This is a genomic window from Xenorhabdus stockiae (genome assembly GCF_002632825.1).
In the GTDB taxonomy this organism is placed as follows: domain Bacteria; phylum Pseudomonadota; class Gammaproteobacteria; order Enterobacterales; family Enterobacteriaceae; genus Xenorhabdus; species Xenorhabdus stockiae.
Window position 1 is genome coordinate 38,751 of the sequence record NZ_NJAJ01000012.1, and the last position, 13,396, is coordinate 52,146.

At 39.6% G+C, this 13,396-nt stretch carries 10 protein-coding genes; 3 read left to right on the forward strand and 7 right to left on the reverse strand.

The window, feature by feature from the left end:
• Positions 1-167: 167 nt before the first annotated feature.
• The 7 genes from glnS to nagE all read right to left on the reverse strand — a co-directional run bounded on the left by glnS (position 168) and on the right by nagE (position 9,694).
• Positions 168-1,835, reverse strand: coding sequence for a glutamine--tRNA ligase (gene glnS, locus Xsto_RS07885; protein WP_099124704.1), 1,668 nt, complete (start codon positions 1,833-1,835; stop codon positions 168-170).
• A gap of 183 nt (positions 1,836-2,018) precedes the next feature.
• Positions 2,019-3,248 (reverse strand): DegT/DnrJ/EryC1/StrS family aminotransferase, encoded by a 1,230-nt coding sequence (locus Xsto_RS07890; RefSeq protein ID WP_099121707.1) that lies wholly within the window; start codon positions 3,246-3,248, stop codon positions 2,019-2,021.
• Between the two features lie 54 nt (positions 3,249-3,302).
• On the reverse strand, positions 3,303-4,427 hold the full coding sequence (locus Xsto_RS07895) for an MFS transporter (protein ID WP_099124705.1): 1,125 nt from the start codon (positions 4,425-4,427) through the stop codon (positions 3,303-3,305).
• 240 nt (positions 4,428-4,667) lie between these two features.
• Positions 4,668-5,315, reverse strand: a complete 648-nt coding sequence (locus tag Xsto_RS07900; RefSeq protein WP_099111143.1) for an HAD-IA family hydrolase — start codon at positions 5,313-5,315, stop codon at positions 4,668-4,670.
• Between the two features lie 134 nt (positions 5,316-5,449).
• Positions 5,450-6,211, reverse strand: a complete 762-nt coding sequence (locus tag Xsto_RS07905) for a glycosyltransferase (protein WP_099111144.1) — start codon at positions 6,209-6,211, stop codon at positions 5,450-5,452.
• Between the two features lie 24 nt (positions 6,212-6,235).
• Entirely contained in the window at positions 6,236-7,087 is an 852-nt protein-coding gene (locus Xsto_RS07910; RefSeq protein WP_099111145.1) for a phytanoyl-CoA dioxygenase family protein, read from the reverse strand.
• 588 nt (positions 7,088-7,675) lie between these two features.
• Positions 7,676-9,694: an N-acetylglucosamine-specific PTS transporter subunit IIBC gene (gene nagE / locus Xsto_RS07915; RefSeq protein WP_099124706.1), complete on the reverse strand. Its 2,019-nt coding sequence runs from the start codon at positions 9,692-9,694 to the stop codon at positions 7,676-7,678.
• Positions 9,695-10,031: 337 nt separating this feature from the next.
• Here nagE and nagB point away from each other — a divergent pair, with 337 nt between their 5' ends.
• The 3 genes from nagB to nagC are packed head-to-tail and all read left to right on the forward strand — an operon-like array spanning position 10,032 to position 13,306.
• Positions 10,032-10,838 carry a glucosamine-6-phosphate deaminase gene (gene nagB, locus Xsto_RS07920; protein ID WP_099111147.1) on the forward strand — a complete coding sequence of 269 codons (807 nt, stop codon included), beginning with the start codon at positions 10,032-10,034 and terminating at the stop codon, positions 10,836-10,838.
• A 43-nt stretch (positions 10,839-10,881) separates the two neighbouring features.
• Positions 10,882-12,096, forward strand: a complete 1,215-nt coding sequence (gene nagA / locus Xsto_RS07925; RefSeq protein WP_099124707.1) for an N-acetylglucosamine-6-phosphate deacetylase — start codon at positions 10,882-10,884, stop codon at positions 12,094-12,096.
• Entirely contained in the window at positions 12,083-13,306 is a 1,224-nt protein-coding gene (gene nagC, locus Xsto_RS07930) for a DNA-binding transcriptional regulator NagC (protein WP_099124708.1), read from the forward strand. Before nagA ends, nagC begins: the two co-directional genes overlap by 14 nt.
• Positions 13,307-13,396: the final 90 nt, after the last annotated feature.

A 13,396-nucleotide genomic window follows, 5' to 3' on the forward strand; every position in this document is an offset into this window, starting at 1 on the left:
AAATGACATAGCATCAACACAAAATAACCCTACACAACATGTGACTATAAGGCAATTTTTAATCTTGGTAGAAGGGCTTAATTTTCATTACGATTCTTTTGTATATAAAAAAAGCGTGATAAAAAATCACGCTTTTCTATTGGAGATATGTCTGTTCTTAGCTGATATCACTCTTTAGAGATTTTCGCCCAGGTATCACGCAGACCTACAGTGCGGTTAAACACTAAGTGTTCAGCCGTTGAACGTTTGCTATCAGCACAGAAGTACCCTTCACGTTCAAACTGGTAAGTTTTTTCCGGCATGGCATTGACCAGACCTGGCTCAACAAAACCTTTACGTACCACTAATGACTCGGTATTAAACGTGGACAGGAAATCCTCTGCCGCACCCGGATTTGGCACGCTGAACAGACGATCATACAGGTAGAATTCAGCTGGCGCGGCATGTACTGCACTTACCCAATGAATAACACCCTTCACTTTGCGGCCATCAGCCGGATCTTTATTTAGAGTCTGCTCGTCGTAATGACAGTAAATCGTGGTGATGTTGCCTTCTGCGTCTTTCTCAACACGCTCAGCTTTAACAACATAAGCGTTACGCAAACGCACTTCTTTGCCCATGACCAGACGCTTATACTGACGGTTAGCTTCTTCACGGAAGTCTGCCCGATCAATATAGAGTTCACGGCTGAATGGTACTTCACGGCTGCCCATTTCCGGCTTATTCGGATGGTTAGGCATGGTCAGAATAACTTCGCCTTCCGGCATATTTTCAATAACCAGTTTCACCGGGTCAAGAACTGCCATAGCTCGTGGCGCATGTTCATTAAGATCATCGCGGATACAGGATTCCAGTGCAGCCATTTCAACATTGTTATCCTGCTTAGTTACACCGATACGGCGGCAGAATTCACGGATTGACGCAGCAGAATAGCCACGACGACGCAGGCCTGAAATGGTTGGCATACGAGGATCATCCCAGCCATCAACAATATTTTCAGTCACCAGCTGATTCAGTTTACGCTTGGACATTATTGCGTATTCCAGATTCAGGCGGGAAAACTCATACTGACGAGGGTGGCAGTCAATTGTGATGTTATCCAATACCCAGTCATACAGGCGGCGGTTATCCTGAAACTCTAGTGTACAAATAGAGTGCGTAATTCCTTCCAGTGCATCGGAAATGCAGTGGGTAAAATCGTACATCGGATAGATGCACCATTTATTACCAGACTGATGGTGTTCTGCAAACTTGATACGATACAGAACCGGATCGCGCATGACCATAAAAGGAGAAGCCATATCAATTTTGGCACGCAGACACGCTTTACCTTCTGCAAACTCGCCCGCCCGCATTTTCTCGAACAAAGCAAGGTTTTCTTCCACACTACGATCACGGTACGGGCTGTTTTTACCCGGCTCTTTCAACGTACCACGATATTCGCGGATCTCATCAGGGCTTAGCTCATCCACATACGCCAGGCCTTTATTGATTAACTCAATGGCATATTGATGCAACTGGTCGAAGTAATCAGAAGAATAACGGATATCACCACTCCACTGGAAACCCAGCCACTGTACGTCTTGCTTGATTGACTCAACGTATTCAATATCTTCTTTAACCGGGTTCGTATCGTCAAAACGCAGGTTGCATTGCCCCTGATAGTCTTGCGCAATGCCGAAATTCAGGCAGATCGACTTTGCATGACCAATATGCAGATAGCCGTTAGGTTCAGGCGGGAAACGGGTATGTACGGAAGTATGTTTACCAGTTGCCAAATCTTCGTCAATAATCTGACGAATAAAGTTTGTCGGGCGAGTATCTGCCTCACTCATCGTTTTATTCCTCAATGCAAAAAGCGCTTCAATATAACGCTCTATAATCTATTAAGCTGAACCGAGAAACAACACTTAGTTAGTGGGAAATAGAGGAAAAAAAGAAAGTCTTGCTGAAAAAAGGATAACGACAGGCCATTCTGAGTAAAGGCCTGTCATTTTCTATAAGAGAGGTAAGTAAGATCAGCGGATACGATGACTTTCCAGCACTGCGATTAACTGATCTGCACAATAAACGATATGCTCTTCATTCCAGCTAGGATGCAAATACAAGCTGATTGTTCGGGGCAATAAAGAACGGGCTGTTTCACACACAACATCGCAATAATTGACCGATTCAGGCGATGTGTACTCACTGGAATGGAAAGGAAAATTGGCAGAGCCAAAACCACGTAGCTCTTTGAAGACCCGTTCACCATAGGCTTCCGGCCACTGGATTTTAAACGCAGGCACACCGATTTTTTTCAAATCACGCAAAATGATTTCAGCTGTGCAATCCAGTTTGGCAAGATCAAACACGATAGGATATAGCCAATATCCGTTTTGCCTGTCTTCATTATTCAGTGGCAGGCTATGAATTAAATCGATTTCGGCAAATTTTGCGTCATAGATTTTCGCGTATTGTTTACGGTTATGCATATTCCAGTCATCAAACCGCTCCAGCTCATTAATCCCGATGATCGACTGAATTTCAGTCATACGGTAATTATAGCCAATGCGATTATGCACATGCCATGACACCTCTTCCAAAGCAAGTAAGTCAAACTTCCTTTTCACATCAAACCCGTGATCACGATAGGCACGGCATTCCCAGCCGATTTCAGGATTATTGGTCACAACCATGCCACCTTCACCACCGGTGGTAAAATGTTTGGACTGACAGAAACTGAATGTGCCAACATCACCAATCGTTCCAACAGATTTCCCCTTATACTTTCCACCGAGACATTGCGCGCTGTCTTCTATTACTTTGAGATTATGTCTGCGGGCAACAGCAAGAATTGCATCCATATCGCAGACAACACCATAAAGATGTACAACGATAATGGCTTTTGTGCGCTCGGTAATCAGAGCTTCTATTTTATCAGGGTCGATAGTGTGTTCTTCCGTCGTATCGCAAAATACAGGAATAGCACCGCACTGTAATACAGCAAAGGAAGTAGCAATAAAGGTATATGAAGGAACAATAACTTCATCACCGGGGCCGATATTTAATGCCCCCACAGCAATATTCACAGCAGAGGTACCCGAATTACAGGAGATTGCCATTTCTGCACCAATCCAGTCGGCAAATTTATTTTCAAATTCCATGCCTTTTTTTCCGGTCCAGTAATTAACTTCACCGGATAACAGTGGCTGCTGAATATCTTTTAATGTTTTTTCGGCAAAATCAGGCCATTGTGGGAATTTCATAAAATCACACCTTAATATTATTACAAGAGATAAGTTTATTTATATAAAAACAAATTAATTATTTTTTATAAACCTTGAGTTAACTAACATAATTAATGCACCAACAGATAATAAATAAAATGCTGTTTCAAGACTAAAACTCTGAGCAATAAAACCGATTAACGCAGGCCCAATCATTATTCCAAAGTAGCCAAATGTAACAATTGAAGCTATTGCATGACCGGGGAGCATAACTGTTTGAGTTCCCGATATAGAGCATAATATCGGAACAATATTTGATGCACCTAATCCTATGAAGAAAAAACCTATCATATATAGAGAGAATGAACTTACACTAACAACAATAAAGAAACCGATAAAAATACTAAATGTTCCTGCAAAAAAGACTTTCCCACGTCCTATATTAGAGATAACTCGATCCCCTAAAAATCGTCCTGTCGTCATCGCTGCTGCAAATGCAGCATAGCCAAATCCATTAAATGCAATATCAACATTACGTTCATTAACTAAAAACACACCACTCCAGTCAATAACTGAACCTTCAATGATCCCCATTAGAAAACAAAGAAAGCTCGCCAAAATAACAATACCTTTCGGAAAAAAGAAACCTTTATCCTTTCTTTCTTTATTATGATCGTGATTATTTATAAGCCCGGAAAAAGAAAAAATGAATAACAACGATAATATAAAAGATATAATTAGACACGCGACAAGAGCAGAAAAATTCATATAAAGTAATATCGATACGCCAGCCGCGCCCAAAATCCCCCCCAAACTGAAAAAACCATGGAAGCCTGACATCAAATTTCTCTTTGTGTTTTTTTCCACTTCTACAGCCTGGATATTCATTGCAACATCCACCGTACCAATGGATGCCCCAAAGATAAAAAGCATAACTCCAAGCTGGGTAACACTCGAAGACAATATTAAAAGTGGTAAAGAAACAATAGCAAAAATTCCTGAAATTATAATAACCTTACGACAACCAAATAAAGTAGTCAGAAATCCTGTAACAGGCATGGATACAATTGATCCAAGCCCCAGAAAAAACAATAAAACCCCTAGCTCTCCTGAATCAATATTTAAAAAATTTTTCACCAAGGGTATCAAAGGAGCCCATGCCGCAATTCCCATACCAGCAGCTAAGAAAACCGCTCTAGTTGCAATCACATTATTCATAATCCATCTCAGCCATAATGTTTATATAAAAAACCACTCTATACTTAATCAAACAAGGTTATACACTTCATCTTGAAATCCATTGTGTATATACCCGTCATCTTTCAAGCTGCCTCTTTGTTGGTTGCACTCGCTCACCCCAGTCGCATAGTTATCTATGCTCAGGGGACTTGCTCCTTTGCCGCCGCGATGTAACTCAAAATCCATAGGGTATAGAGTCATAAAAACATTAATTCATAATTATGAATTAATTTTAATTTCAAAAGCATTCATTCCTATTTTATCAATTTTAATTTCATCCCAGTGATTAATGACTTCGAGAACTGAAGGGTGTATTTTCTCTTGGCCCCCAATTTGTATGACCTCACAACCCGCTGCTAATGCACTTTGTATTCCTGCATACGAATCTTCAAAAACTAAACAGTCTTTGGTTTTCATTCCCAAACGCTCAGCTGCCATGAGGTAGGGAGAAGGATGTGGTTTCCCGTCCTGTACATCATCAGAACCCACGATGAGGTCCGGTATCTTAAGACCACAAACACTCATTCTATGATATGCAACTCTCTGGCTGGCTGAAGTGACTACAGCCCAAGGGCAATCATTTAAAGAAAGTAAAAATTCTTTTGCGCCAAATAAAGCTTGTGCTGAACCTGAGTGCTGAACTTCTAAATCATCCAATAACTGAACCTGTTCTTCCACATTCAAATGTGGGGCAATAGTCAAAATAACATCTCTGGAACGAACACCATGACATATCTCCAATACATGTTGGATAGGTACATTCTGCATTTCGCACCATTTAGACCAAATCATTTCAACTTCCGATAAGGATTGAACCAACGTCCCATCCATATCAAATAAAATAGCCTTTATATTATAAATCCCCATTACCCCTCCGATAATAAAAAACAAACACTGTAAACCATCCCAATAATTTATAATAAAACATAGGAATCACAATAAATAATCAAACCTATTTCATTAGGATAAATCAATATCACAGCATCTGCTAATCAATCACTTCAAATTATCTCTGGATCGTTTATAACCCAATAAATCTTAATGGAAAAAACGCCAAGTATCATTATGCTATAGTTAATTAACGTCCTCGCCAAACTCCAGTTCTCTCTTGTGTCCTCCCAGGCCACTGGGAACTGATCTAATTTCTTAGATAACCTATTTGTTAGATAAATAATTTCAGCATCAAATGCGTATCCATTAATCTTCTGCTTAGAAAACACTTCTTTTGCCACATCAGATTTCAACATTTTAAATGGACACTGAGAATCAGAAACTTTACAATTCAATAGTAAGTTGACTATTTTTAAAAATATTTTACTGGTTATCTTGCGATATGAGTTCGCTTTTGATTTATTCTTTGAAAAGCGCTCTCCAATAACCAAATCAACATTTGAAACTTCAATCCTCCTGTATGCAATAAAAAAATCATTTTCTTTTATAGGAAAATCAATATCTGTATAAAAAACATATTTCCCTTTTGCTAAATCGACGCCTCTTCTAATGCTATATCCTTTTCCATAGTTTCCACAGTTAGAGATCACCAGAACATCAGGATAATTTTTCTTTATTTTTACAACATCTTGGTCATGAAAATTATTTTTATCTGAATCGTTGACTATAATTATTTGTACCTTCAGCTTCTCCTGAATGTTTCGGATACGCTGGATAGTTTTTTCAATAACAGAATAATTTTCATTATAGCGAGGAAGAATAATTGAAACATCAATAGCATCACCCTCTATGCGATGATTTTTTGTCTCCATAATGATACCTTAAGGTATAATGTACTAAAATCCCAATAATAATTTACCCAAATCTGTTAAGTGTATCTGAGAGGTATCTTGTTGATGTGCTTTTTTAACCGGAAAGGCTTTCCCTGTTATAGATGTCGTCGGCAAACCTTTTTTATAAGCTACAATTCTCTCGGCAACTTGTTGTTCTGTAATATCTGTTCGTGGGAATAAGCAAAAATATTGAGCTAACCTTGGCTCATTTGAAGTATTAGGTATATTCCCGTGAGGCAGTGCACTGTCAAAAATGACATAATCCCCTGCTTTCAATGGAATTGATTTAATATTCATCCCTGCTGTATCAGGAAATCTACTGTTATATCCCGCTGGCTGTTTTGATAACCATTCATAGATAACTTTATGAAAACCGGGAACACACTGGAACCCGCCAGAATTACCATTATCATCAGTTAAGCTCAAAAGACCCTGTATTTTTCTTTCCAGTGGGCGTTTAGAAACATCAATATCCCAATGAATAAAACCTTCATATTTCCAGTTTTCGTTAACTGGAGGATTCATATTTACCCTGTCAACACTAACCAGTAAATCTGAGGTACCAAAAATCTTTTCATATACAGAGTAAATGATTTGATTCTGACGATTATCCCACAAAGACTGATGATGATAAAAAGGAATCCGCCCCATTTCATCAATTCCTGAACGAGAACGAATCTCCATGTTATAAAAATCACTGTGGTTACTCTTATCCATTTCCAAAAAATAAAATATAGCATCGACAGTTTTTTGAACTTGTTCTTTGCTTACTGCCGATTCTATGATGATATAACCATTGTCATCCCAACTCTTTAAATACTTTTCCATTTTTCCTTCTGAAATAGATAAATTCATAATTTCCACCTACTTATATTTATTTCATTTAGTTATCTTATCAACGAACACAATTTAATCTCTCTATCAGAGATAATTTAAGTGCATTAGACTTTGATCTAAAATGTTTATAAAATGGACAGGAAATAAAATCATTAAAATCAACTCGACCTAAGCCAAATAAAATTAAAGGATATTTTTTATAAAAAAATTGAGGTAAATCACAAATAAAATAAAAAACAAAAAACATTATAAAATACCTACATTAAATTATTCCTTATCGAAAAAATGACAATAACAAATACCTCTCATGAATATAAAATAACAATCATATATTTAATTTTATGTTTCTACGCTCCAGACGCGTCGTAATAATAAATATATCACCCAATATTTGATGATATATTTTCCGTCTTTTAGAAACTTGAAGAGGGGAAATCTAATTCTATATTTAAAATCAGATGATTTTAACTCGTTCACCTAGAAATAATTTACCTCTTTCTAGGTGTTAAGAGTAAAAAAACATTCTGATATTACCTGCATGCATTTCTGCATACAGGTAATACTAAAAAATATTTATGAAATGAAAATCATGAGGTAGGTTATTAATTATTTATATATCTGGAATAAATCTGCTCCTGTGGCAATAACTCCCTCTTCTGCAATCATTCTGATTCCTGAATAGTTATCAATATTGCTGATAATAACTGGGCTTATCATTGACTTGGCATGATAGTTCAAATAATCAAGGTCTAATTTCAGTAACGCCGTTCCTGTTTTAACTTTCATTCCTTCTTTCACCAAACATTCAAACCCACGGCCACCCAAGGAAACAGTATCAATGCCCATATGGACAATAACTTCAGCACCATTATCCGCCTCAATACATAACGCATGGTTAGTATCAAATACCTTTACCACCGTACCTGTAACGGGTGAGAAGACTGTTTCCGAAATCGGCTTGATTGCAATACCATCACCCACTAATTTACTGGAGAAAGCTTCATCCGGTACATCTTCCAGCTTGACTAACTCACCCGTAACAGGTGCTAGTAAAGTCAGAATTTCTTTATTTTCCTGCGTACTCTTTTTTTCTACCGGAGTATCAGACTCTGGAATATCATTTTCCGTCGCAGCAGCAATCGGGCCTTTAGCAATAACATCTTTCATGGCGCTAGCAATCAGTTCAGCACGCATACCAACAATAATCTGAACACTTCCTTTATTCAGGCGAATAACACCAGAAGCCCCAAGACGTTTAGTGACTCGTTCATTAACTAAACTGGAATCTTTCACGGATAAACGCAAACGGGTGATACAAGAGTCAATATTGATTAAATTAGCCGATCCACCTATCGCAGCAACATAGTTATATGCTTCTTCCTGAATATCGTTTTTGCCACCAGCATTCAATTTAATATCTGCATCAGTTCCCGCGCTAGAAGGTAATTCACGGCCTAATGTCATCAGGTTGAATTTTTTGATAGTGAAACGGAATACAACATAATAGATACAGAAGAATACTAACCCTTGTGGGATCAGCATATACCAGTGCACAGCTAGCGGGTTGCGTGAGGAGAGGAAAAGATCAATAAAGCCGGCGCTGAAACCAAAACCGGCAATCCAGTGCATCGCCGCTGCAATATAAACTGAAATGCCCGTCATAATGGCATGCAGAAAATAAAGCACAGGTGCCACAAACATGAAAGAGAATTCAAGTGGCTCAGTTATACCAGTAAAGAACGCAGCAAATGCTCCCGCCAACATGATACCGCCAACCATTGCTTTATTCTCAGGACGGGCGCAGTGGTATATAGCTAATGCCGCTCCCGGTAACCCAAACATCATGATGGGGAAGAAACCAGCCTGATAACGCCCGGTAATGCCCGGAATAGCCGTTCCTTCAGCAATAGATTTTCCTCCTCCCAGGAAATTAGGAATGTCATTAATACCTGCAACATCAAACCAGAAAACTGAGTTCAACGCATGGTGCAAACCTAAGGGTATTAGCAGACGATTAAAGAATGCATAAAGCCCGGCCCCTACAGACCCGAGGCTGGTAATACTTTCACCAAATACCACCAGCCAATCATAAATGACAGGCCAGACAAATATCAGGATAAAAGAAAGTAGAATCATTAAAAAAGAATTCAGGATCGGTACCAAACGGCGTCCACTGAAAAAAGACAGTGCCAAAGGTAATTCAACATTACTGTAGCGGTTATAAAGCTCAGCTGAAATAACTCCTATTAAAATACCAATAAACTGGTTATTAATTTTATTGAATGCCACTGGCACATCAGCAACCGGAATACCTTCAATCATCGCGATGACTTCGGGCGAACACAGTTTCATAACAACCATAAACCCGACTAATCCGGTCAGTGCAGCAGCCCCGTCTTTATCTTTTGACATACCATAAGCAATACCAATTGCAAATAATATTGCCATATTGTCAAGAATAGCCTTACCGGATGAGATAAACAAAGCTGCCATTTTATTGTCAGCTCCCCAACCGGTCGGATCAATCCAATATCCAATCCCGAGTAATATCGCCGCAGCAGGCAATGTTGCAACAGGCACCATTAATGCCCGACCAATCTGTTGTAAGTAAGTTAAAATGTTCACTCACGCCCCCTTAAAGCCCCATGAATGGAGTCTTTTATTGAATAAACGATGTAATAACACCACTCATCTATTTGTTGTTAAACAATTTCAAGTCTAAGAAATTTATTTTTCATCGCAAATTAAATCCTTCGCATATGTGATAAAAATCACTTAAATTGATATATTTTTGAGCGAAATATGGCCTTAATCAAAAACTTATTTTATTATAAAAAATAACATTATCGTGTGCGTGTCAGGTAGAACCGCTGTAAAGAACAGGTATGATAGGCAGCTTTTGCCCCGCCACTGTTCGTATAATTTTAATTTTATAAATGAATAATTTTTTGAAGAGGTCATCATGAGGCTGATCCCCCTAACAAATGCAAGTGATGTAGGTCGATGGTCTGCTCACTATATTGTTAGAAAAATAAATGAATTCAAACCAACAGCAGAACGCCCTTTTGTTCTCGGCCTGCCAACAGGCAGTACGCCATTAGCAACTTATAAAGAACTCATCGCGCTATATCAGGCAGGAAAAGTGAGTTTCAGAAATGTTGTAACCTTTAATATGGATGAATATGTTGGCATTCCTGAGGATCATCCCCAGAGTTACCACACTTTCATGTATCAGAATCTCTTCAATCATATTGATATTGAAAAAGAAAATATCAACTTACTCGATGGAAATGCGACAGATATCGATGCTGAATGCTTACGCTATGAGAATAAAATTAAAGCGTATGGCAAAATTCATCTGTTTATGGGCGGTGTAGGTAACGACGGCCATATTGCATTTAACGAACCCGCGTCTTCTCTCTCTTCCCGTACACGGATTAAGACGCTGACCCTGGAAACACGAACTGCTAATTCCCGTTTTTTCAATAATAACGTGGAATCAGTTCCCCAATATGCGTTAACTATTGGTGTGGGTACGTTAATGGATGCTGAAGAGATCATTATTCTCGTAACCGGAACTCAAAAAGCACTGGCTCTACAAGCTGCTATTGAAGGTAATGTTAACCATATGTGGACAGTAAGCTGTCTACAGATACATCCAAAAACAATTATTGCGTGTGATGAAGCTGCAACAATGGAGTTAAGAGTAAAAACCGTAAAATATTTTCGCCAGATAGAGGCTGATATTCTGAGTGAATTCGCCAGTTAATACTTAATTCAGGCATTTAGGTTCAGGCATTTAGGAGTCCAGAATGTACGCTTTAACTAACTGTATTATCTACACCGGACACGACAGGCTCAGTGAATATGCTGTTATTATTGAAGGTGGGATAATCAAGCATATTTGTCCGGAAAATGAGTTACCGGCAGGCATTGAACAGCATGACTTACAGGGTGCAAACCTCTCTCCCGGATTTATTGACCTGCAAGTCAACGGCTGTGGCGGAGTCCAGTATAATGACCGCATGGAAGATATTACGGAAGGGACACTGCATATCATGCAGAAAACCAATCAGCGATACGGCTGTACCAGTTTTCTGCCAACGCTTATCACTAGCCCTGATGAGCTGATGATCAAAGCCATTGAAGTAATGCGTATCTATCTGGCTAACAACCCCAATCAGGCGATTGGTTTACATCTGGAAGGGCCTTACATCAATCCGGTAAAAAAAGGCACACATAATGCTGCCTATATACGCAAACCAACACCGGAAATGGTCAATTATTTGTGTATTAATGCCGATGTAATCAAGAAAATTACTCTTGCTCCTGAGATGGTAGAAAATCATTACATTCATCAATTAACTGAAGCGGGTATTGTTGTTTCTGCGGGTCATTCCAACGCAACCTATGAAGAGGCACGACGGGGATTCCAAAATGGTATTACCTTCTCCACTCATTTATATAATGCCATGCCAGCCATTTCTGGCCGACAGCCGGGTTTAATCAGCGCAATTTATGATACTACTGAAGTCTATGCCGGTATTATTTGTGATGGTATGCATGTTGCATGGCCCAACATTCGTAGCGCCAAGCGTCTGAAAAATGAAAAATTAGTTCTCGTGACAGATGCCATTGTCCCTGCCGGGCTGGATGAAGGCAGTAATATAGAACAATTCACCTTCGCTAATAAAACAATATATTATCGTAACGGGTTATGTGTCGATGAGAATGGCACATTAAGCGGCTCTTCAGCCACAATGATTGAGTGTGTCAGGAATAGTGTCGAAAAAGTTGGCATCGCTTTAGATGAAACACTGCGCATGGCAACCCTTTACCCAGCTAAAGCTATCGGTGTCGATAAACATCTTGGAACGATTGAGCCGGGTAAAGTAGCAAACCTGACAGCATTCACTCATGATTTCAAAATCTGTAAAACCATAGTTAACGGAAATATCGTTAATAACAATAACAACAAAGGGAATGAAGCTGAACTATCGAGCATAGTGCCTGATGAACAACCATAACACACAAAAACAAATCGCGAATATTGAGCTGGTCAAACAGCTCAATAGCGCCGTGGTCTATCGGTTGATAGACCAACTCGGGCCAATATCCCGTATACAAATCGCGGAAGAGAGCCAACTTGCTCCGGCCAGTGTGACAAAAATTACTCGTCAGTTAATTGAGCGCGGTCTGATTAAAGAAGTTGATCAGCAGGCATCTACTGGCGGACGTCGCGCTATTTCCATTGTCACAGAAACCAGCCATTTTCATACCATTGGTGTTCGGCTGGGCCGTCGGGATGCGACGATTGCGTTATTTGATATGAGCGCCAGACAACTGGCAGAAGAGCAACATCCTGTTCTGGAAAATAGCCAGCAAGAAGTCGAACAACGGATTATCTCCGTTATTGAAGACTTTATCAGCAGAAATCAGCGGCGTAACCGTGAACTGATTGCGATCTCCATCATTGTCCCCGGATTAGTTGATCCCCATAATGGCATTATCCGCTATATGCCACATATTAAAGTCGATAACTGGCCATTGGTGCAAAATCTGCGTAAACACTTCAATATTTCATGTTTTATCGGACACGACATCCGCAGCTTGGCACTGGCAGAAAACTATTTCGGAGCCACTCGCGATTGTGAAGACTCTCTTCTTGTACGTATTCATCGTGGTGTAGGTGCAGGCGTTATTATCAAGAATAATGTATTGCTCAATAAACGTGGCAATCTGGGAGAGATAGGTCATATCCAAATTGAACCACTGGGTGAGCGTTGTCATTGTGGTAATTTTGGCTGTCTGGAAACGATTGCATCCAATCCGGCCATAGAAGCCAAAATACAGCACCAATTACAGCAGGGGTTTCCAAGTAAGCTGACATTGGATAAATGCAGCATCCATGACATATGTCGCGCTGCTAATCAGGGAGACTCTCTGGCAGTCGAAGTGATCAGACAGGCAGGGCATAATCTAGGTAAAGCTATCGCCATTGCCATCAACTTCTTTAACCCACAGAAAGTCGTTATTGCCGGTGATATAACTGAAGCAGAGCAGGCTCTGCTTGCCGCTATTCAAAATTGTATCAACACTCAGACTTTAAAAAACTTCCGTGAAGACCTGCCTATCGTGGTTTCCGAATTAAATCACTGTTCTGCAATAGGCGCATTCGCCTTAACGAAGCGAGCTATGCTCAACGGTGTACTGTTACAACACCTTCTTGGAGGATAATTCGCCATTTCAGCTTCTTTTATCATCAAGATGATTACAGGGCAAACAAACAAGCGATTTTATGCATATTTTTTTAAAAAAGCAGTTGAC

Excerpts from the sequence above, each read along its gene's own strand:
- glnS (WP_099124704.1), bottom strand. The coding sequence starts at position 1,835 with ATGAGTGAGGCAGATACTCGCCCGACAAACTTTATTCGTCAGATTATT.
- Xsto_RS07890 (WP_099121707.1), bottom strand. The coding sequence starts at position 3,248 with ATGAAATTCCCACAATGGCCTGATTTTGCCGAAAAAACATTAAAAGAT.
- Xsto_RS07895 (WP_099124705.1), bottom strand. The coding sequence starts at position 4,427 with ATGAATAATGTGATTGCAACTAGAGCGGTTTTCTTAGCTGCTGGTATG.
- Xsto_RS07900 (WP_099111143.1), bottom strand. The coding sequence starts at position 5,315 with ATGGGGATTTATAATATAAAGGCTATTTTATTTGATATGGATGGGACG.
- Xsto_RS07905 (WP_099111144.1), bottom strand. The coding sequence starts at position 6,211 with ATGGAGACAAAAAATCATCGCATAGAGGGTGATGCTATTGATGTTTCA.
- Xsto_RS07910 (WP_099111145.1), bottom strand. The coding sequence starts at position 7,087 with ATGAATTTATCTATTTCAGAAGGAAAAATGGAAAAGTATTTAAAGAGT.
- nagB (WP_099111147.1), top strand. The coding sequence starts at position 10,032 with ATGAGGCTGATCCCCCTAACAAATGCAAGTGATGTAGGTCGATGGTCT.
- nagA (WP_099124707.1), top strand. The coding sequence starts at position 10,882 with ATGTACGCTTTAACTAACTGTATTATCTACACCGGACACGACAGGCTC.
- nagC (WP_099124708.1), top strand. The coding sequence starts at position 12,083 with ATGAACAACCATAACACACAAAAACAAATCGCGAATATTGAGCTGGTC.